18 protein-coding genes are annotated in these 19,423 nt (G+C 63.7%); 8 read left to right on the top strand and 10 right to left on the bottom strand.

The window, feature by feature from the left end; all coding sequences use genetic code 11:
- Positions 1-10 precede the first annotated feature (10 nt).
- The 7 genes from AACH55_RS06140 to AACH55_RS06110 all read right to left on the bottom strand — a co-directional run bounded on the left by AACH55_RS06140 (position 11) and on the right by AACH55_RS06110 (position 7,399).
- A complete protein-coding gene (locus AACH55_RS06140; protein WP_338718540.1) occupies positions 11-760 on the bottom strand; it encodes an ABC transporter ATP-binding protein in 750 nt (249 codons plus the stop codon).
- Positions 750-2,642: a branched-chain amino acid ABC transporter ATP-binding protein/permease gene (locus tag AACH55_RS06135; RefSeq protein WP_338718539.1), complete on the bottom strand. Its 1,893-nt coding sequence runs from the start codon at positions 2,640-2,642 to the stop codon at positions 750-752. The genes AACH55_RS06140 and AACH55_RS06135 overlap by 11 nt, the downstream gene beginning before the upstream one ends.
- Positions 2,639-3,673 (bottom strand): branched-chain amino acid ABC transporter permease, encoded by a 1,035-nt coding sequence (locus AACH55_RS06130; RefSeq protein ID WP_338718538.1) that lies wholly within the window; start codon positions 3,671-3,673, stop codon positions 2,639-2,641. Before AACH55_RS06130 ends, AACH55_RS06135 begins: the two co-directional genes overlap by 4 nt.
- A 133-nt stretch (positions 3,674-3,806) precedes the next feature.
- Complete coding sequence (locus tag AACH55_RS06125; protein ID WP_338718537.1) at positions 3,807-4,973, bottom strand: ABC transporter substrate-binding protein; 1,167 nt, start codon at positions 4,971-4,973, stop codon at positions 3,807-3,809.
- A gap of 95 nt (positions 4,974-5,068) precedes the next feature.
- Positions 5,069-5,812: an SDR family NAD(P)-dependent oxidoreductase gene (locus AACH55_RS06120; RefSeq protein ID WP_338718536.1), complete on the bottom strand. Its 744-nt coding sequence runs from the start codon at positions 5,810-5,812 to the stop codon at positions 5,069-5,071.
- 2 nt (positions 5,813-5,814) lie between these two features.
- On the bottom strand, positions 5,815-6,186 hold the full coding sequence (locus AACH55_RS06115; protein WP_034334415.1) for a hypothetical protein: 372 nt from the start codon (positions 6,184-6,186) through the stop codon (positions 5,815-5,817).
- Positions 6,187-6,238: 52 nt separating this feature from the next.
- Complete coding sequence (locus AACH55_RS06110) at positions 6,239-7,399, bottom strand: acyl-CoA dehydrogenase family protein (RefSeq protein ID WP_338718535.1); 1,161 nt, start codon at positions 7,397-7,399, stop codon at positions 6,239-6,241.
- Between the two features lie 163 nt (positions 7,400-7,562).
- On the opposite strand from AACH55_RS06110, the gene AACH55_RS06105 reads away from it, so the two are divergent.
- Entirely contained in the window at positions 7,563-9,140 is a 1,578-nt protein-coding gene (locus AACH55_RS06105; RefSeq protein ID WP_338718534.1) for an ATP-binding protein, read from the top strand.
- A gap of 338 nt (positions 9,141-9,478) precedes the next feature.
- The gene (locus AACH55_RS06100; protein ID WP_338718533.1) at positions 9,479-10,537 is read left to right on the top strand and encodes a porin; all 1,059 of its coding nucleotides are present in this window, start codon (positions 9,479-9,481) and stop codon (positions 10,535-10,537) included.
- Positions 10,538-10,655: 118 nt separating this feature from the next.
- Here AACH55_RS06100 and AACH55_RS06095 read toward each other — a convergent pair whose 3' ends face one another.
- Positions 10,656-11,585 (bottom strand): LysR family transcriptional regulator, encoded by a 930-nt coding sequence (locus AACH55_RS06095; RefSeq protein WP_338718532.1) that lies wholly within the window; start codon positions 11,583-11,585, stop codon positions 10,656-10,658.
- A 210-nt stretch (positions 11,586-11,795) separates the two neighbouring features.
- On the opposite strand from AACH55_RS06095, the gene AACH55_RS06090 reads away from it, so the two are divergent.
- The 5 genes from AACH55_RS06090 to AACH55_RS06070 all read left to right on the top strand — a co-directional run bounded on the left by AACH55_RS06090 (position 11,796) and on the right by AACH55_RS06070 (position 15,956).
- The gene (locus tag AACH55_RS06090; RefSeq protein ID WP_338718531.1) at positions 11,796-11,918 is read left to right on the top strand and encodes a hypothetical protein; all 123 of its coding nucleotides are present in this window, start codon (positions 11,796-11,798) and stop codon (positions 11,916-11,918) included.
- A complete protein-coding gene (locus tag AACH55_RS06085) occupies positions 11,915-13,078 on the top strand; it encodes an amidase (RefSeq protein WP_338718530.1) in 1,164 nt (387 codons plus the stop codon). The genes AACH55_RS06090 and AACH55_RS06085 overlap by 4 nt, the downstream gene beginning before the upstream one ends.
- Before the next feature lie 71 nt (positions 13,079-13,149).
- Positions 13,150-14,436 (top strand): aromatic ring-hydroxylating dioxygenase subunit alpha, encoded by a 1,287-nt coding sequence (locus AACH55_RS06080; RefSeq protein ID WP_338718529.1) that lies wholly within the window; start codon positions 13,150-13,152, stop codon positions 14,434-14,436.
- Between the two features lie 4 nt (positions 14,437-14,440).
- Positions 14,441-14,941: an aromatic-ring-hydroxylating dioxygenase subunit beta gene (locus AACH55_RS06075; protein WP_338718528.1), complete on the top strand. Its 501-nt coding sequence runs from the start codon at positions 14,441-14,443 to the stop codon at positions 14,939-14,941.
- 46 nt (positions 14,942-14,987) lie between these two features.
- Positions 14,988-15,956 (top strand): PDR/VanB family oxidoreductase, encoded by a 969-nt coding sequence (locus AACH55_RS06070; protein ID WP_338718527.1) that lies wholly within the window; start codon positions 14,988-14,990, stop codon positions 15,954-15,956.
- Positions 15,957-16,139: 183 nt separating this feature from the next.
- Here the strand turns inward: AACH55_RS06070 and hpaC are convergent, their stop codons facing one another.
- Entirely contained in the window at positions 16,140-16,703 is a 564-nt protein-coding gene (hpaC, locus tag AACH55_RS06065; protein WP_338718526.1) for a 4-hydroxyphenylacetate 3-monooxygenase, reductase component, read from the bottom strand.
- Positions 16,704-17,019: 316 nt separating this feature from the next.
- Here hpaC and AACH55_RS06060 point away from each other — a divergent pair, with 316 nt between their 5' ends.
- On the top strand, positions 17,020-17,652 hold the full coding sequence (locus tag AACH55_RS06060; RefSeq protein ID WP_338718524.1) for a response regulator: 633 nt from the start codon (positions 17,020-17,022) through the stop codon (positions 17,650-17,652).
- An 81-nt stretch (positions 17,653-17,733) separates the two neighbouring features.
- Here AACH55_RS06060 and AACH55_RS06055 read toward each other — a convergent pair whose 3' ends face one another.
- Positions 17,734-19,281, bottom strand: coding sequence for a methyl-accepting chemotaxis protein (locus AACH55_RS06055; protein WP_338718523.1), 1,548 nt, complete (start codon positions 19,279-19,281; stop codon positions 17,734-17,736).
- Positions 19,282-19,423 lie beyond the last annotated feature (142 nt).

Raw genomic sequence — 19,423 nt, 5'->3', positions numbered from 1 at the left:
AAAGGGAAATTCAACCGGCCAGCTTGTCCTGATGCTTGCCGGACAAACCCAGATAGGCTTCGATCACGCGGCGGTCATGGGCCAGCTGGCTGGCCGGTCCGTGCATGCGGATCTCGCCGTTTTCCAGCACGTAGCCGTAGTCGGCCACCTGCAGCGCGGCGCGTGCGTTCTGCTCCACCAGCAGGATGGAGACGCCACGGCGGCGCAGCTCGGCGATGATGCGGAAGATCTCGCGCACGATCAGCGGCGCCAGGCCCAGGCTCGGCTCATCCAGCATCAGGAGGCGCGGTTTGGCCATCAGCGCACGGCCCACCGCCAGCATCTGACGCTCGCCGCCGGAGAGCGTGCCGGCCTGCTGCGTGCGGCGCTCGCGCAGACGCGGAAAGAGCGTATAGACCTCTTCCAGTGTGGCGGCGTGATCGCGCTGGCCGGTGCGATAGCGCTGGAAGGCGCCCAGCATCAGGTTGTCCTCGATGTTCATCTCGGCGAACAACTCGCGCTTCTCCGGCACCAGGGTCATGCCGGCGGCGACCATCTCTTCCACTTCGGGCGAGTGGCGGATGGTGCCATCGAAGGCCATCGCCCCGCGCGAGGGCAGCACGCCCATGATGGCCGAGAGCAGCGTGGTCTTGCCCGCGCCATTGGGGCCGATGACGGTGACGATCTTGCCCTGCTCCACCGACAGGTCGATGCCCGAGAGCACCTGCACGCGGCCATAGGCTGCCGACAGGTCGCGCACTTCCAATACCTTATTGCCCATGATGTGCTCCTGCTGCGATGGCATTGCCCGCGGATTCTTCTACCGCTGCGCCCTCTTCCTCGTCGGCCACGCCCAGATAGGCTTCCAGCACGGCGCGATTGTTCTGGATCTCTTCGGGCAAGCCCTCGGCGATCTTCTGGCCGAAGTCCATCACCACGATACGGTCCACCAGTTCCATGACGAAATCCATGTCGTGTTCCACCAGCAGGATGGCCATACCCTCGCCGCGCAGCTTGCGCAACAGGTCGCCCAGCGCCTGCTTCTCGCCCAGACGCAGACCGGCAGCAGGTTCATCGAGCAACAGCAGGCAGGGATCGGCAGCCAGCGCGCGGGCGATTTCCAGGATGCGCTGCTGGCCCAGCGAGAGTGCGCCGGCCTGCTCGAACATCTGCGCCTTCAGGCCGACGCGTTCGATCTGGCGCGCAGCTTCGGCCAGAATTCGGGCTTCTTCCTGCCGGTCCAGACGCAGCATCGAGGCCAGCACGCCACGCTGTCCGCGCAGGTAGGCACCGATGGCGACGTTCTCCAGCACCGTCATGCGCGGCATCAGGCGCACATGCTGGAAGCTGCGGCTCATGCCCAGCCCGGCGATATGACGCGAACCACGGCCGGTCACTTCATAGCCACGGAATTGCACGCTGCCCGAGGTCGGCGTATCGACACCGGAAATCTGGTTGAAGAGCGTGGACTTGCCCGCCCCATTGGGACCGATCAGGGCCAGCACTTCACCGGCCATCACCTTCAGGTTCATGTCGTTGTTGGCCACCAGCCCGCCGAACTTGCGCGTGACGTTACGCACATCCAGCACCACTTCGTGCGGAGCCGGCATGGGACGGCGCGGTAGCGCCTGGGCCTGCGGATCGATCTGCAGCCGGCGGCTGCGCACCGGCATCAGGCGCGCCAGATAAGGCCAGAGGCCATCGCGCGAACGCTGCAGCAGCACCACGATCAGGAGCCCGAAGACGATGGTCTCGAAATTGCCCGAGCGTCCCAGCACCACCGGCAGGATGCCCTGCAGCCATTCCTTGAGCACCACGATCAAGGTGGAACCCAGCACCGCCCCCCACACATGGCTGGCCCCGCCCAGCACCGCCATGAACAGGTAGTCGATGCCGAAACCCAAACCGAAGGGCGAGGGATTGACGAAGCGCTGCATGTGGACATACAACCAGCCCGACAGCGCAGCCAGCACGGCGGCGATGACGAACACCACGATGCGCATGCGCGCGGTATTGATGCCCATGGCCTCGGCCATCACGATGCCGCCCTTGAGGGCACGGATGGCGCGGCCTTCGCGCGAATCCAGCAGGTTGCTCAGGGCCGCCACGCCCAGCAGCACAGCGATCCAGATCAGGCCGAACATGGCACGGTCGGAACTGAGCGCCACCCCGAAGAACGTGATGGAGGGAATGCCCGACATGCCGGTCTGCCCGCCCATGCTCTCCAACGTGCCGAAGATGAAATACAGGCTGATGCCCCAGGCGATGGTGCCCAGCGGCAGGTAATGCCCGGAGAGCTTGAGCGTGACGCTGCCCACGGCATAGGCCAGCAAGGCGGTGAGGAGCAGTGCCGCCACCAGCGCAGGCCAGGGTGACTGCAGCCACAACAGGGCCTCCGGCAGCGGCAATACCTTGGCCGAGAGCGCTGCCGAGAAATAGGCACCCAGGCCCACGAAGGCCGCCTGTCCGAAACTGGTCAGGCCGGCCACGCCGGTCAGCAGCACCAGCCCCAGCACCACCAGCGAGGCCAGGCCGATGTTGTTGAGCAGGGTCATGTAGAACGGCGGCAGGACCAGCGGTGCGGCCGCGAGCAACACGACGAAGATGGCCAGCGCCGTGCGCGCCGGGAGACGTGAAGGCCGGGGGGAGGAAGCGGGTTTCATTCTTCTTCCTCCACGTGACGGGTCGAGAGGGAACGCCATAGCAGGATGGGAATGATCAGTACGAAGACGATGATTTCCTTGTAGGCACTGGCCCAGAAGGTGGAGAAGGATTCGATCAGGCCAATGGTGAGCGCACCGATGGCCGCCACCGGATAGCTGACCAGCCCGCCGATGATGGAACCGACGAAGCCCTTCAGGCTGATCAGGAAACCCGAGTCATAGTAGATCGTGGTGATGGGCGCGATCAGCACACCGGACATCACCCCGATCAATGAAGCCAGCAGGAACATGGCCTTGCCCGCAAACACCGGCGAGATGCCCATCAGACGCGCGCCCATGCGGTTCAACGCAGCAGCGCGCAAGGCCTTGCCATACAGCGTGCGCTCGAACATCAGGAACAGGCCCACGATCAGCAACAGCGATACGCAGATCACCCATAGCGCCTGGCTGGAAAAGCGCAGGCTGCCCAGTTCCAGACTGGCATCGGTGAACGGTGCGGTACGCGCGCCTTCCGGGCCGAACACCAGCAGCGCCACACCGACCAGGGCCACGTGCACGGCAATGGAGACGATCAGCAGCACCAGTGGCGAGGCCGAGGCGATAGGCTGGAAGGCCATGCGGTACATCAGTGGTCCCATCGGCACCAGCAGCAGCAGGGTCATGACGATCTGCGCCAGCATCGGCATGGTGGAGAAGTTGAGGTTCAGGGCCACGCCCGCCACCACCGCCGCATAGACCAGCTTGGCCGGCAGCCACAGGCTGGGCCGGCGCCGGCTGGTGCGCCACATGTCGTAGAGGTCGAAGGCACAGGCGCCCAGGCACAGGGCCACCAGCAGCCAGGCGACCGTGAGCGGCTGGCCGTTCTGCATCATGCCCATGGTCAGCGCGCCGAAGGAGACGAACTCGCCCTGCGGGATCAGGAGGATACGGGTGACGGTGAAGACCAGGACGATGGACAGCGCCAGCAGCGCATAGATGGCGCCGTTGGTGATGCCGTCCTGTCCCAGGAGCGCCACGATTTGGAGATTCATTGCGACTTCCTTGTGGAGCCGGCGCGCGCTGCCATCCAGCCGGGAACGACGCGCCAGGTTCGGGATGCGTGTGGAGGTAGAGCACTGCGCCGGCCCGGCGTGGAGGCCATGACCGGCGCAGCAGACCAGCGCCTTACGGTTTGAGCAGGGCCCAGTTGCCACCCTTGACGGTGATGAGTTCGCGTCCGCGTTCATCGAAGCCGCTGTGGTCGGCTGCGCTCATGTTGTAGACGCCCTGGGTGCCCACCACTTCCTTGGTGTTCTCCAGTGCATCGCGCAGGGCCGCGCGGAATTCCTTGCTGCCCGGCTTGGCCTTCTTCGCCGCCACCGGAATGGCTTTCTCCAGCAGCAGACCGGCGTCATAGACGTTGGCGCCGAAGGTGGCGGGCACGGCGTTGTAGAGCTTCTTGTAGGCTTCGATGTAGTCGATGGCGACCTTCTTGGAAGGATTGCTGTCGGGGATTTCAGGCAGCACCAGCATCAGGCTGGCCGCCAGGATGGTGCCCTCCACCTTGTTCTTGCCCAGTTGCAGGAAGGCCGGCAAGGCGGCGCCGTGGGTCTGGTACATCTTGCCCTTGTAGCCCTGGTCATACAGCGTAGTCTGCGGCAGCACGGGGGCGGCGCCGGGCGCGGCCACCAGTACCGCATCCGGATTGGCGGCGAGGATCTTCAGGGTCTGCGCGGTGACCGAGGTATCGGTGCGCTGGTAGCGCTCGTTGGCGACGATCTTGATGTTGTTCCTGGCGGCCAGCTCGCCAAAGACCTTGGCCCAGTTCTCGCCGAAGGGATCGTTGATGGTGATGAAGCCGACCGTCTTGACCTTGGTCTTGACCATCTGCGCCACCAGCGCGCCGGCAATGAGGTCATCGTTCTGGGTGGTCTTGAAGACCCACTTCTTCTGCTCCGTCATCGGCAGCACCACCGCGGCGGTGCCCACCGGTGCCAGCATCGGCACGCCGGCTTCGGCAACGAAGGAGATCACGCCCATGGCATTGGGCGAACCGCTGGGGCCGATGATGGCATCGACGTTATATTCGGAGATCAGCTTCTTGACTTCGGTGACCGACTTGGTGGGATCGCTGGCATCGTCCAGCGAGATGTATTCGATCTTCAGGTCACCGGCCTTGGCCGGCAGCAGCGGCACGGTGTTCTTTTGCGGAATGCCCACCAGCGAGACGGGGCCCGTGGAAGAGGTCACGACCCCGATCTTGACCTGGGCGAAGGCGGGATTGCCGGCGAGGGTGGCGATGGTACCGAGAGCGGCCAGCGCGGCGGTGGCAATCAGGCGTTTGTGCAGCATGTATTTCTCCCTTGTTGGTTGAGATGATGGCGGGCTTCCCCACGCCGCCACCGATCCGGGACAGCAATCTCGCATCGGCGCAGAACCGGTCCCGGTCAACGCACGTAGAGCCCGCCATTGATGTCGAGGCAGGCGCCGGTCGCCGAACCCGCCTCGGGCGAAGCCAGCAGCAGCACGGCATCGGCGATGAAATCGGGATCGCCCAGCGTCTTGACCGGAATGGTGGCAATGGTCGCGGCCAGCTTGTCGGCCGGCACGATCTCGCGCACGATGGGCAAATCCAGCGGGCCCGGCGAAATCGCATTGACGGTCACCCCTGCGCCTGCCAGCTCGCGGGCGAAGACCTTGGTCAGCGTCAGCACCGCGCCCTTGGCCGCAGCATAGTGGGCACCGGTGGCGGTGCCGCCGTTCTGCCCGGCCAGCGAAGCGATGTTGATGATGCGGCCGTAACCGCGATCGGCGAAGCGTTTGCCGAACACCTGGCATGCAAGAAATGTGCCCTTCATGTTGATGGCGGTGACCTCATCCCACTCCTCGGGCGTGATCTCCATCAGCGCGGCCACACGCGAACGGCCGGCATTGTTGACCAGCACCGCAGCACCGCCCCAGCGCAATTCGATGGCGTCGCAGGCAGCGATGAAGTCGGGCTTGCGGCGCACGTCCAGCGCCAGCGGCATGGCCGTGGCGCCGCTGGCGTCGAGGCTGGCGGCCACGGCCGACACCTGTTCCAGATCGATGTCAGAGAGCGCTACCTTGTAGCCGGCCGCATGCATCTTGCGCGCGATGCTTTCACCGAGGCCGCGTGCGGCGCCGGTGACCAGGGCAATTTTCTTGTCCATGATCAGCCGCCCTGGATGATGAGGGCGCGGCCCACACGGGCTTCGATCTTGCCGTACTTCCACAGGCGGTGTTCACCCACCATGGTGGTGCGGAACAGGTTGCAGGCCGCCACCACCGTATCGAGGTCGGCCACATCGGCCATGATGTAGAAGGTCCAGGGGGCATCGTCGGACTTGCCCACCATCAGGCGGTCATCATCCATGGTGCCCAGTACCTTGATGCCGTCCATGGTGGCCAACGCCGTCATCATCTGACCATAGGCCTGCCACACCGGGCCGGTCTCGGTGGCGGGCAGGTCGAAGAAGTTTTGCGTCACGCCGACGCAGAAGAGGACGCGCAGCGGTTCTTTATCGTTGCTTGGGACTTGGCTCATGAGGGCTCCGGACTGAAAACTTGGAAATCAAAAATGGAAAGAACGCGACGGCTTACAGGAAACCCGGCATCGGCGGCACGCCCAGCGTGACCGCACCGGCACCGTCGTAGATGCCCTCACCCAGGAAGGCGTGCTGCTTGACCACGGCGGCGTCCCGCAGGTAACGCTGCAAGGGATGGTTGCTGTAGATGGCCGTGGTACCGGCCAGGCCGAACATGGCCTGCGTGACTTCATTGCCGACCCTGGCGATCTCGACTGCCGTCAGGCGCAACAGGCTGACCTGTTCGGGCGTGACAGGATTGCCAGCGAGAATGGACTCCCACACTTCGCTGGTCGCGTCATAAAGGAAGGCGCGTGCCGAGCGCAGTTTCGCTTCGGCCTTGGCCACCTCGATGCGCACGTAGGAACGATCAGCCAGCTTGGGCGCGCCGGTGATGGCCACGCGGCCGCCGGACATCTGGTTGATCTCGTCGATGGCGGCGCGTCCCACGCCCAGGTTCACCACCGCCAGCACCTGTGCGGCATAGGCAATGGTGGGATAGCGGTACAGCGGTTCATCGATGGTGGAGGCGCCGCCACGGATGAAGGTCCACTCATCCGGAACGAATTGCTGGCTCACCTTGAGGTCATGGCTGCCGGTGCCGACCAGTCCCATCACCTCCCAGTTGTCGATGATCTCGACCTGCTCCGGCGGCAACACGGCGGTGCGCGGCTTGGAACCGGCCTGGCCGGGCACGGCTGCGCCGATGCCCACGCCCAGCACATCGGCGCCCTTGCAGCCGCTGGCGAATTTCCAGGTGCCGTTGACCATCCAGCCGCCTTCGACCTGGGTCGCCGGCTGCAGCGGGAACAGACCACCGGCGAAGGTCAGGTCGGGGCCGTTGGCGTAGAGCCTGGCTTGCGTTTGCCTGGGCAGAGCGGCCAGATAGACCGAGGCCGAACCGAAACTGGCAACCCAGCCGACCGAGGCATCGGCCACGGAAATCTTTTCGATCAACTGCAGGAAGGCCATGGGCGACATGCCGCTGCCGCCGAAGCACTGCGGCGTGGCGGCGCGATAGACACCGACCTTCTTCAACTGCGCGATGAAATCCCTGGGCACGAAACGCTGCGCGGCGAATTCTTCGCGCCGTGCACGGATCTCGGCCAGCAGCGGGACCAGGGCGTCTTCTTCACGGACCGCCAGCGCGGCCGGGTTCTCCATCACGGACATTGCATTCTCCAGGTGGCTTGCATCAGAATGAAGTCGAGTGTAGGGAGCGGCCCTTCCCGGTTCAATCGGGAGCGCTGCAGCTTTTTTAGGGGAATACGCGAAGTCTTCTAAAGAAAACCCCTAGGGCCAGCCTTGAAGCGACCAGCCATCACAGAGACCAGCGATGCCAGAACAATCTGCCGCACCTTCTTCCCCTGCCCTGCCGGATGACGCCATCCGCTTTGGCTTCGATGATTTCCGCCGCATGATGGATGCGCTGCCCATGTGCATCATCCTGCATGACGCCCACACCAAGTCCATTCTCTGGGCCAACCCTTCGGCCTGCCAGGTGCTCGGTTTTACGCTGGAAGAACTGCTGCCGCTCAAAGCCCCGGACATGAGCCGGCAGTCGCACGAATACCGCCGCGAGATCGGCCGCAAGTGGCTGCACGATGCCGTGCTCCACGGCAGCAACATGGTGGAGTGGTGCTACCGCGCCAAGAACGGCGACGAAATTCTTTCGGAGGCGATTGCCACGCTGGTGCCGCTGAGCGAGCGCGACATCATCATGGTGCAGTTCCGCGATATTGCCCGCGAGGAACAGATACGGCGCGAGATGAAGAAGCTGGAGAGCCGCCTCAAGGAATTCATGCAGGATTCCGACGAAGGCGTAGCGGTACTGCGTCCCGATGGCGGCATCGACTACCTCAGCGACGCCGGCCGCAAATTGCTGGGTGTGCGGCCGGGCCAGAACCCGCCCAAGAATTTCGTCGAGCAATGCCTGCCCGAGGCGCGCGACGAGTTGCTGGAACTGCTCACGCTGGCGCTGCCGGATGCGATCAGCTTCCCGCTGCGCTACCAGATCCTGCGCAAGGATGGCGTGGTGCGCTGGCACCATGGGGTGTGCCGCTATATCGAAATCGAGAACGACCTCAAGGGCCATCTGCTGCACTTCCACGACATCACCGATCAGGTCGAGGCCGAAGAAGCCCGCCGCCGCGACCAGGCCGCGCTGGAATACCTGGCGCGCCACAATGCCATGGGCGAGATGGCCACCGCCATTGCGCATGAACTGTCGCAACCGCTGGCGGCGATCCGCAATTTCCTCGAAGGCTCGATCCTGCGCATCCGCCACAGCGAGGCCCTGCGCGAGCAGGCCGGGCAGATCGTATGGGGACTGGAAAGCGCCGGGCGCCAGGTCGATCATGCTGCCAGCATCATCAAGAGCGTGCGCGAATATGTCGTGCGGCTGGAGCAGAGCGAAGCCCTCATCGACCTCAACGCGGTGCTGGAAGAGGTGCGCTGGTTCGTCGAGATGAAGGCCGCCGAGGGCAAGGTACATCTGCATATCGAGGCCGGTGCGCAGCCGCTGGTGGTGAGCTGCGAGAAGGTGCTGATCGGTCAGGTGATCCTAAACCTCGCCTTCAATGCCATCGAGGAGATGATGGAGTTTCCCGAAGGCGCCCGGCACGTGCGCATCAGCACCGCAAGGAGCGGCAGCCATGCACTGCTGACGGTGGCTGACGAAGGACGTGGCATCGATGCCGGTCACCGCGAACGGCTCTTCGATGGATTCTTTTCCTCCAAGGTCAGCGGCAATGGCATCGGACTGGCGCTGTGCAAGAACATCATTGCGCGCCATCGCGGCGATATCTGGGCCCAGCCCGGCGAAGCCGAGGGCAGGCACGAGCGCGAGGGCCAGAAAGAACAGCGCGGCACCCGCTTCTGCTTCACGCTGCCGTTGGTCGAACACCACAACTAAAGATTCCTTTACCACCGCCGCGCAACGCGCCGCCTTGGTGATGGCGCGCACCCGCGTGGTGAGGTTCTGCATCTTTCTTCTGCCAAGCCGTCGATTCATGCACCGGATCCGAGAGACCATACCCGATCTGATGCGCGCATGAATCAGGCTTATTCCATTCATCCGCTGCATCAATTTGATCTGGCGCAAATGCGCTTCCTATGATGGGCACACATGACGACTCGTCATGCACGCCACGCAGACCACTGCATTGACGGCTGCGTCAGCCGGTTCGCCATTGGCCTGGGCCGATGCGGGCCGCGCCCATCACATCGCAACACCACAGGGAGCCTTGTCACATGAAGAAGAAATTACTGGTCGCCGCCATGCTCGCGGCCGGCACGGGGATGGCACATGCACAGAGCAGCGTTTCCATCTATGGCCTGATCGACCTGGGCCTCACTTATTACTCCAATGCCGCCAAGACCGGCGGCGGCGGTGCCTCCTTGCTGCGCATGGACAGCGGCATTGCCCAGGGCAGCCGCATCGGCTTCAAGGGGACCGAAGACCTGGGGGGTGGCCTGAACGCCTTCTTCACGCTGGAGACCGGCTTCGGTGCGGATGATGGCAGCCTCGGCCAGGGTGGCCTGCTGTTCGGCCGCCAGTCCTTCGTCGGCCTGGGCAGCAAGGACTGGGGATCGATCAGCGCAGGTCGCCAGTATGACTTCATGTCCAACATCGGTGCCCAGTACGCCATGGGCGCACTGTCGCCGGCCGGCTCCTTCGCCTGGGGCCTCCATGCCGATGCGGCGCACAGCACGGCGCTCAACGATCACATCTATGGCGGCGACCGCACCAACAACTCGGTGAAATACAACAGTGCCAAGTTCGGCGGTTTCAGCTTCGGAGCGATGTACGGTCTGGGCGAAGTGGCGGGCAACAACAATGCCGGTCGCACCCTCAGCGCCCTCGGCCAGTACGACGCCGGCGCCTTCAGTGGTGCGCTGGCCTACACCGACATCAAGGACAGCACCGGCAGCTACTCGACCCGCATCTACGGTGGCGGCGCGCGCTACCAGATCGGCGCCTTCACCCCCTTCGGCGTACTCACCCAGGTCAAGAACACCAACACCAATGCCAAGGCCACCACCTATGAACTGGGCACCGTCTATGCGTTGACGCCGCTGTGGGATCTGGCCGCAGCCTACCAGTTCCAGAAGCGCAACCAGGGTGTGGGCAATGCCCAGGCGCTGGTAGCGACGGTGGACTACAAGATTTCCAAGCGCACCGACCTGTACGTGGATGCGGTGTATGACCGCGACAATGGCTACAACGCCTATCCGGTCTTCGGTGGCGGTATCCAGTCGTCGACGGGCAACCAGAGCGCCTTGCGCTTTGGCATCCGTCATCGCTTCTGAGGACGGGCTTCTTGTCTTGAGGAGGGAAGGCTACTGCCGACATCCGGTGGCCTTCCCGCAGGCAGGGGAGAACGGCCCGCCGCGCTGGCGGGCCTTCTGCGTTGAAGCCATCAATGCATCAGCTGCTGCGGCCGTAACTCTGCAACAGGTCGATGACGATCTGGCGCAGCCAGCTGTTGCCGGGGTCAGCATCGAAGGCCTGATGCCAGTGCAGGGTGATGTCCACCACCGGCAACTTGACCGGCAGTTCATACGAGAGGAAGACGTCCGGATGTTCGCTGTGGAAGAGCTTGGCGATGCGCGCCGGCACCGTGGCCACCAGGTCGGACTTGCCGAGGATGCGCGGCAGCACCGTGAAGTGCGGGATCGACAGGCTGATCTTGCGCTGCACGCCCAGGTTGCGGAAGGCGTTCTCGACCTGATGATGGCTGCTCTCGGCCGACTCCACCAGTACGTGCGACAGCGCCAGGAATTCATCAAGCTCCAGATGCGGGCGGGCCGGCAGTGCGGGACGCTTGCGCATCATGCAGACATAGCTTTCGCGGAACAGCAGTTCGTGGCAGGTCACCGGTTTCAAGGCCGGCAGGTTGCCGAAGGCAAAGTCGAGCTGACCGGTGCGCAGGGCTTCTTCCAGATGGGCCGGCGGCACCTGCTCCACCTGCAGGCGCGTATGCGGTGCCTGCCCGGTCAGCAGTTCGCACAGCTGCGGCAGGAACATCATCTCGGCCACATCCGTCATCGAGGCGCGGAACACCCGCGTGCTGGCGGCCGGGTCGAAGCGCTCGGTATAGCGCAGCGCATCCTGCACGGCCTGCAATGCACGGTTGATGGGCTTGGCCAGTTCCAGTGCGGCCGGGGTGGGCTGCATGCCCTCCTTGGTGCGGATGAAGAGCGGGTCATCGAAGATCTGCCGCAGCCGTCCCAGGGCATAGCTCACGGCCGGTTGCGACAGGTGCAGGCGGTTGCCGGCCAGGGTCAGGCTGCGCTCGTCGGCGATGGCCTGAAAGACCCGCAGCAGGTTCAGGTCCATGTTGTTGAAGGTCGCCATAGCAGTCTCCGGATGGGGTCGCGCTGGGCCAGGCCCAATAAGAAGAAGCGGCAGGTACTATCCATGCCGCTTATGTGAAAAATATTTTACATCAATTTGATCTATTTAAAGGCGACTTTTAGAATGCTTCACATCAGCCAAGGAAACCGCCTGCATCCCGCGCCCGACCTGGATCGTCAGCCTGCACGGCACCATTTGAACGGATGCACCATGAACCCTCAGCCAGCTTCTTCGCATGTCTTGCCGGCGGCTGCCCGCAAGCGCAACGGCCAGGCCGCCCGCAGCGCGCTGGAACAACAGGCGCGCCTGGCCTGCCTGGGAGCCGCAGGATGAATACCGCGAACGCACGGACCGTACCAGGCACGGGCAACGCCCTGCTCTCGCGTTTTCATCTCGGTGGCAGCGGCCCGACGGTGGCCATCAAGGATTGCATCGACATCGCCGGCCAGCCCACCTGTGGCGGCAGTGCCGCGCTGGCCGATGCCGCACCGGCCAGCGCCCATGCCGATGTGGTGCGAAGGCTCATAGACGACGGCTGGCAAATCACTGCCCGCGCCAACATGCACGAACTGGCCTATGGCATGACCGGCATCAATGACTGGAACGGCACCGCCGTCAATCCGCAAGACCCGACGCGCATGACCGGCGGCTCTTCCAGCGGATCGGCCTCGGCCGTGGGTGCCGCACTGGTGGACATGTCCATCGGCAGCGATACCGGTGGCTCGATCCGCCTGCCCGCTGCCTGTTGCGGCGTGATCGGATTCAAGCCGACCTATGGCCGCGTCAGCCGCGCCGGGGCCTATCCCGCAGTGAGCAGTCTGGATTGCGTGGGCCCGTTTGCGCGCAGCATGGATCTCATCATCAGCGCCATGACCAGCATCGCGCCCGGTTTCGACCGCGCCTGTGCTACCACAGCGGTAGCACAGGCGCGCGTGAAACTGGTGACGGTGCAGGCCGATCCCGAGATCGCCGGGGCAGTCGCCGCCGCCTTCGCCGTCAGCGGCTGGCAAGGCCATGCCTGGACCCCGCACCACATGCACGCCGCCTTCGAAGCCGGCATGACCCTCATCAACCGCGAGACGCATGATGCCTTCGGTCATCTGCTGGGCCTGGGCAAACTGGGCGCGGATATCGAGAAGCGTCTCTCGGCCGCAGCCACCACCACCGATGAAGCCGTGGCCCATGCCGAGGCTGTGCGTGTGGCCTTCAGCGCCGAAGTCGATGCCGCACTCGCCGAGGCCGACGCCCTGCTGCTGCCCACCCTGCCGGCACTGCCGCCGACGCTGGAGGCCATCAGCCAGGGTGCATCGGTGCTGATGCTCTCCTCGCTGGTACGGCCCTTCAACCTGTCCGGCCATCCGGCCCTGAGCATTCCGGTGACTATGGCCGGCCGTCCGCTCAAGGCCGCTCTGCAACTGGTCGGGCGCAAGGGCGAGGATGAGCGCATCTGCGCGTTGGGCCTGCATCTGGAACAGGCGCTCAGACATGTCTGAGCACGCACGAATACGGTATCAAGCTCGCCAAGATCCACACTGACAACGACAGCAAGCCACTGGAGAAAGCCATGAACGCACCCCTACGCTTCCACCCGCGCAAGACCGATTCTTCCTATGCCGACCTGGTGCAGGATGCGGTGGTGGACCCTTCGCTCTACACCGATCCGGCCATCTTCGAAGCCGAGATGGACAAGATTTTTTACAAGACCTGGATCTGGGTCGCGCATGAAAGCGAGATCAGGAACCCGGGCGACTTCAAGACCGCGCAGATCGGCCGCCAGCCGGTGATCGTGGTGCGCGACAAGACCGGCAAGATCAACGTGCTGGAAAACCGCTGCCGCCATCGCGGGGCCACCGTCTGCGAAAAACACAAGGGCAATGCCACCGGTTTCACCTGCCCTTACCACAGCTGGTCCTACGGCCTGGATGGCAAGCTGCGTGGCCTGCCCTATCCGGAAGGCTATGAAGACGTGATCGAGAAGGCCGACCTGCCGCTGCAGAGCCTGCGCACGGAGAGCTACCACGGCATGATCTTCGCCTCCTTCAATCAGGAGATCGAACCGCTGTCGGATTTCCTCGGCCATGCCAAGAAATGGATCGACCTCTTCATGAAGCAGGGTGCGGGCTTCCCCATCAAGGTCCAGGGCGAGCACAAGTTCAGCTTCAAGGGCAACTGGAAGATCCAGCTGGAGAACACCACCGATGGCTATCACTTCCCGGTGGTGCACAAGACCTTCCTGTCGTCGGTCGATGAAGAGACTTCCGAGATGCTCTCCTTCATGACCGATGACCAGTCGATCACCCGCTCGCTGGGCAATGGCCACAGCGTCATGATCATGGTGCCCGAGCACGTCGACCTGGATGTGGACGACGGCAGCGAGCAATTGCAGGAACGCTTCGCTCACGTGACCGAAGAACTCTCCAAGACCATGCCGCCCGAACAGGTGCGCCGCATCGTGCGCTCGCTGCATGGTGCCGGCTTCAACCTGAATCTGTTCCCCAACGTGGCCATGTCGATGTCCTTCTTCCGGGTGCTGCATCCGGTGTCGGTGGGCGAGACCCAGATCCGGCACGTGGCGCTGGGCATGGATGGCGGTCCCGAGATCGCCAACCGTGAACGCCTGCGCATCCACGAACACTTCCAGGGCCCGTTCGGCTTTGGCAGCCCCGATGATGCCGAAGCCTGGGAACGCGTACAGACCGGCTCCTATGCCGGCCGCAATGCGCCCATCCTGGTCAACCGTGGCCTGAACCGGGAATGGGTGGACGACAACGGCGACAAGGTGTCGCACTCGACCGATGAAACCGGCATGCGCGAAGCCTATGCCATGTGGAAAAAGATGATGGAGAAATGACGATATGAACCAACAAGACACTCTGCAAGGCATCCCCGCTCCCATGGCGCGTGCCATCGCCTTCATCTGGAAAGAAGCTGAACTGTTGGACCGAAAGGACTATGCCGCCTGGCAAGACCTGTGGACCGACGACGGTTATTACGTGGTGCCCATCGATCCCCACACCACCGACTATGCCGCCTCGCTGAACTATGCCTACGACAACGCCCACATGCGCAAGATCCGCATCGAGCGCCTGACTTCGGGCCACGCCATGTCGGCCGTCGATGCGGCCGCCACGGTGCGCACGGTCTCGCGTTTCGTGCCGGTACATCTGTCGGAGGAACTGGTGGAAATCAGCTCGGCCCAGGTGCTGGTGGGCTACAAGCGCCAGCAGCACACGATGTTCGTGGCCAACGTCACGCATCGCCTGCGCTTTACGCCCCAGGGGCCGAAGATCGAGCAGAAGGTGATCCGCCTGATCAACTCGATGGACAGCCTCAACGCCCTGGGCTTCCTGCTCTGAGCGGCCGCACCGCCCCTGCGCAATCGAACCGACGAGTATTGGCCTCATGAAACTGATCGTAGACACCATCACCGACGAAACCGGCGACATCCGTTCCTTCCGCCTGGTGCGCGCCGATGGCGCCCCGCTGCCGGCCTATGAGCCGGGCGCCCACATCGACGTCACCGGGCCGACCGGGATCATGCGCCAATACTCGCTGTGCGGCCCGCTGGAAGACCGCTGCGGCTACACCATCGCCGTCAAGCGCGAGAGCGCCTCGCGGGGCGGTTCAGCGGCCTTGCACGATGCGGTCAGCGCGGGCATGGAGCTGGAGGTGGGGATGCCGCGCAACCTCTTCGCGCTTGATGCCAGCGCACCGGAGCACCTGCTCTTTGGCGCGGGGATCGGCGTGACACCGCTCCTGGCGATGGCCTATCGCCTGTGGGCCGACCAGAAGCCCTTCACGCTGCACTACTTCGTGCGCGCGCGCGAGCATGCGGCCTTTGCGGATCTGCTGGAGAATGCGCCCTTTGCCGCACACGTGCGATTCCATTACGCGGTGATGCCGGCACAGATGGCGCATTACCTCACGGCCTGTCTGGAAGCGGGCAGCAGAGAAGCCCACGTCTACACCTGCGGCCCCGCCCCCTTCATGGATGCGGTGGTCAAGTGTGCAGCGGCCAGCCGCAGCGAGGATGCGATCCACCTCGAGCACTTCGCCGCACCGGCAGCCCCTGCGGCTTCTGCCGATGGCGCTGCCGGCGGCGATGGCGCCTTCGAAGTGAAGCTGGCCAGTTCGGGCAAGGTAGTGCAGATTCCGGTGGGCATTCCCATCGTCGATGTCCTCGCGCGCGAGGGCATCGTCATCGATACCTCCTGTCGCGAAGGGATCTGCGGGACTTGCGTGGTGCCGCTGCTGGAGGGGGAGCCGGATCACCGGGACAATTGCCTGTCGAAAAAAGAGAAGGCGGCCAATGATCAGATTTGTACCTGCGTTTCACGGGCGAGGTCGGGGATGCTGGTGTTGGATATCTGACGCTCTCGCTCACGTCAAACTACCCCCGTTCGGACTGAGTAGCCGCGCAGCGGCGTATCGAAGCCTGCCCTGAGCCTGTCGAAGGGGCGCTCCCGTCTGTGCGCCTTCGATACGCGGCGAAGCCGCTACTCAGTCCGAACGGTATTTATTTACTCAGGCAGGTTTTACAAATGATGAAGACGCTTACAGCGCCGTCCGCTTGACCTTATGAAACAGCCGGTTGAAATAAATCAGGCTGTCCTTCTTCTCATTGACCTTGACCTCGGCCAGCTCCACGAACATCACCGAGTGCGTCCCCACTTCCTTGAATTCGCGGATGCTTCCCTGCAGCTTGACCAGGGCATCGGCCAGCACCGGCTGGCCCAGTTCACCCGGCGCTTCCCAGATATCCCAGGCAAAGCGCTCTTCCATGGGCACCTTGGTGGCACCGGAGAAGTGCATGGCCAGTTGTTCCAGCTCATCGGAGAGCACGTTCACACAGAGCCGGCCATTCTTCTTGAACACGTCATGCATGGCGCTGCCACGATTGATGCAGACCAGGATCGTGGGCGGCGTATCCGTGACGGAACAGACAGCACTGGCGGTGATGCCGCAGCGGCCGCCTTCGCCATCGGTGGTGATGATGGAGACCGCCGCAGGCAGATGTGCCATGGCGTTGCGAAACTCCAGTTGCTCTGCAGCAAGCGGTGCACGCGCAGCGGCGGCGGGTGCGGTGGTGTTGTGGTGTTGGATGGTGCTGGTGCTCATGAGGACTCCCTGTTATGCACGCCGATGAAGCACGGCGACCAATCACAGCAGGTTAAGGCATGCCCCTGGTGCAGACAATGCGTGCCACACGCCCACCCCACAGGGGATTGCGACAGACGATCTAGGTAAAAATACCTAGACCATCCGCAGAATCGCGGTGTTACAGTGGCGCTGATCCCAAGAATTTCAGGCCTGTTTTTTGCATAAGTCAAAGCGCGATATATTGATTTGTGCCGACCAGCGCACCAAGGAATCGAGAGGGTCGGAAATTGTGCCGGTGCAAGCCGGCTCCATTTTGACGAGACGAGGAGTAGAGATGGAAACCAACCCGCCGGTGGTCTACATCGTCGATGATGACGAGGCCGTTCGAACCTCACTGGCCTGGCTGCTGAGCTCGGTCAATATACGGACCGAATGCTTCGATGGTCCCGAGGCCTTTCTCAAGGCCTATGACGCCAACAGCCTGTCCTGCCTGATCCTGGATGTACGCATGCCCGAAATCAGCGGTTTCCAGCTGCAGGATCGCCTGAAGGAAATCGGTGCCGACATCCCCGTGATCTTCGTCTCGGGACATGGCGACATCCCCATGTCGGTGCGCGCCCTGCACAACGGTGCCGTCGACTTCCTGGAAAAACCCTACAACTCCCAGCAGATGCTCGAGCGCATCCAGATGACGCTCAAGAACGTGGCCGGCAACCTGCAGGCCCGCGAGCGCCGCCAGCAACTGAAGGCACGCCTGAAGACGCTCACGGCACGCGAGCGCGAGATTCTGGAGAAGGTCATCATGGGCCAGTCCAGCAAGCTCATCGCGCGCGACCTCAACATCAGCGTCAAGACGGTGGATGTGCATCGCGCCAGCGTCAAGGACAAGCTGGGCTGTCAGAGTACCGCCACGCTGGTGCGCGACGTGCTGATGGATTTCGGACCGGAATTTCTCAAGGCGGCCTGAGCCCCCTGAGCCCCACTGACCTCATCTGAGTATGGTTGAGCGGGCCGCCGCTACTGGCGCGGCCCGTTTTTCTGTGACCGCTTACGCTGCCTGCAGGGCGAAGAAGGCCACGGCGCGCTTGAGTTGTGCCGCCTGGTCTTCCAGCGACTTGGCCGCCGCGGCGGCTTGTTCCACCAGTGCTGCATTCTGCTGGGTCACGCCATCCATCTGGGTCACCGCCTGATTGACCTGGTGGATGCCTTCGGCCTGTTCGCGGCTGGCGGTGCTGATCTCGCCCACCAGGGTGTGCGCACCGTCCACGCTGCCCACCACTTCCTGCATGGTCTTGCCGGCGCGCTCCACCAGCGCACTGCCGGCATCGACCTTGCTCACCGAATCATCGATGAGCTGCTTGATCTCCTTGGCCGCCGACGCCGAGCGCTGCGCCAGCGCACGCACTTCGGACGCCACCACCGCGAAGCCGCGCCCCTGCTCGCCGGCACGCGCCGCTTCCACCGCCGCATTCAGGGCCAGGATGTTGGTCTGGAAGGCAATGCCATCGATCACGCCGATGATGTCCACGATCTTGCGCGAGGACTCATTGATGTTGCCCATGGTATCGATCAGCTCCTGCATCACCTGGCCGCCCTGACCGGCGATGGAGGCCGCCGACTTCACCAGCTCATTGGCCTGGTGCGCATTCTCGGAATTGGTGCGCACGCTGGAGGTGAGCTGCTCGATGGAGGCGGCAGTCTCTTCCAGCGCCCCGGCCTGCTCCTCGGTGCGTGCCGACAGGTCGAGGTTGCCATTGGCGATTTCGCCGGAGGCCACGGCAATGCTGTCGGCGCCCAGGCGCACGGTCGAGACCACGCCATGCAGGCGCTCGCTCATGCCTTGCAGCGAGGCCACCAGCTGGCCCAGTTCGTCACGGCCCATGGGCTCGGCGCGCGAGGTCAGGTCGCCGGCCGCGACCCGCTGCGAGATCGCCAGGGCAACGTTCACCGGCCGCGTGATGCTGCGCGTAAGCAGCAGCGCGAAGGCGATGCCGCAGGCCAGGATCACGGCTTCCAGCGCGAAGATCTGCCATTGGCTGCTGGCGGCGTCTTTCTGGATGTCTGCGGAAATCTCATCGATGCGGGCGCGTTCGAAATCCAGCAAGGCTTTCATGGCAGCCTGGGTATTGTTGGCAATGCCCACGTACTGCTTCTGGTAGAGCTCCTCGACCTTGGCCGCGTCGCCCTGCTTCTTGGCCGCATAGATCTGGTCGCGGATGGCAAGGAACTGCTTGCGGGCCGCGTTGATGGTAGCGAAGAGCTTCTGTTCCTCCTCACTGGCGAGCAGCTGCTCCACGTCCTTCAAGGTTTGCGCCGACTCCTTGCTGGAGGCGGCGGCCTCCTTGGCGAGGAAGGCTTCCAGTTCGGGATCGTGGCTCTTGACCACGGTGGTGGTGCGCTGGATGGCGATGAGCAACAGGGTGTTCCACTGCCCCACCAGCCGTTCGGTCTTCAGCGGCACGTCCATCATCTGCTGGGTCTGATGCGCCACCGTCTTGAGGCGCCAGATCCCCACGGCGGCCACCACCATGGAAAACACCAGCACCACGGCAAAGCCTGCCCCCAGGCGCGAACCGATACGTATGTCCTTGATCATTGTTCTTTCCATCCCTACCACGTTATACATGGCGCCCCGAAAGACGGACTTTCCCGGTCCGCCCGGCTTGCCCCCCTGCTGCCACCAGCAAGACCGGTGCCAACCCCTTGCAATCCGGCAATGGCGCCCGGGCATGAACTCG

This window comes from Herbaspirillum sp. DW155 (genome assembly GCF_037076565.1).
In the GTDB taxonomy this organism is placed as follows: Bacteria; Pseudomonadota; Gammaproteobacteria; order Burkholderiales; family Burkholderiaceae_D; genus Herbaspirillum.
This window is presented reverse-complemented; position numbering and strand designations above follow the sequence as displayed.

What these genes read in the sequence shown, in the direction of transcription:
- AACH55_RS06140 (WP_338718540.1), bottom strand. Translation starts at nt 760, where the DNA reads ATGGGCAATAAGGTATTGGAAGTGCGCGACCTGTCGGCAGCCTATGGC.
- AACH55_RS06135 (WP_338718539.1), bottom strand. Translation starts at nt 2,642, where the DNA reads ATGAAACCCGCTTCCTCCCCCCGGCCTTCACGTCTCCCGGCGCGCACG.
- AACH55_RS06130 (WP_338718538.1), bottom strand. Translation starts at nt 3,673, where the DNA reads ATGAATCTCCAAATCGTGGCGCTCCTGGGACAGGACGGCATCACCAAC.
- AACH55_RS06125 (WP_338718537.1), bottom strand. Translation starts at nt 4,973, where the DNA reads ATGCTGCACAAACGCCTGATTGCCACCGCCGCGCTGGCCGCTCTCGGT.
- AACH55_RS06120 (WP_338718536.1), bottom strand. Translation starts at nt 5,812, where the DNA reads ATGGACAAGAAAATTGCCCTGGTCACCGGCGCCGCACGCGGCCTCGGT.
- AACH55_RS06115 (WP_034334415.1), bottom strand. Translation starts at nt 6,186, where the DNA reads ATGAGCCAAGTCCCAAGCAACGATAAAGAACCGCTGCGCGTCCTCTTC.
- AACH55_RS06110 (WP_338718535.1), bottom strand. Translation starts at nt 7,399, where the DNA reads ATGTCCGTGATGGAGAACCCGGCCGCGCTGGCGGTCCGTGAAGAAGAC.
- AACH55_RS06105 (WP_338718534.1), top strand. Translation starts at nt 7,563, where the DNA reads ATGCCAGAACAATCTGCCGCACCTTCTTCCCCTGCCCTGCCGGATGAC.
- AACH55_RS06100 (WP_338718533.1), top strand. Translation starts at nt 9,479, where the DNA reads ATGAAGAAGAAATTACTGGTCGCCGCCATGCTCGCGGCCGGCACGGGG.
- AACH55_RS06095 (WP_338718532.1), bottom strand. Translation starts at nt 11,585, where the DNA reads ATGGCGACCTTCAACAACATGGACCTGAACCTGCTGCGGGTCTTTCAG.
- AACH55_RS06090 (WP_338718531.1), top strand. Translation starts at nt 11,796, where the DNA reads ATGAACCCTCAGCCAGCTTCTTCGCATGTCTTGCCGGCGGCTGCCCGC.
- AACH55_RS06085 (WP_338718530.1), top strand. Translation starts at nt 11,915, where the DNA reads ATGAATACCGCGAACGCACGGACCGTACCAGGCACGGGCAACGCCCTG.
- AACH55_RS06080 (WP_338718529.1), top strand. Translation starts at nt 13,150, where the DNA reads ATGAACGCACCCCTACGCTTCCACCCGCGCAAGACCGATTCTTCCTAT.
- AACH55_RS06075 (WP_338718528.1), top strand. Translation starts at nt 14,441, where the DNA reads ATGAACCAACAAGACACTCTGCAAGGCATCCCCGCTCCCATGGCGCGT.
- AACH55_RS06070 (WP_338718527.1), top strand. Translation starts at nt 14,988, where the DNA reads ATGAAACTGATCGTAGACACCATCACCGACGAAACCGGCGACATCCGT.
- hpaC (WP_338718526.1), bottom strand. Translation starts at nt 16,703, where the DNA reads ATGAGCACCAGCACCATCCAACACCACAACACCACCGCACCCGCCGCC.
- AACH55_RS06060 (WP_338718524.1), top strand. Translation starts at nt 17,020, where the DNA reads ATGGAAACCAACCCGCCGGTGGTCTACATCGTCGATGATGACGAGGCC.
- AACH55_RS06055 (WP_338718523.1), bottom strand. Translation starts at nt 19,281, where the DNA reads ATGATCAAGGACATACGTATCGGTTCGCGCCTGGGGGCAGGCTTTGCC.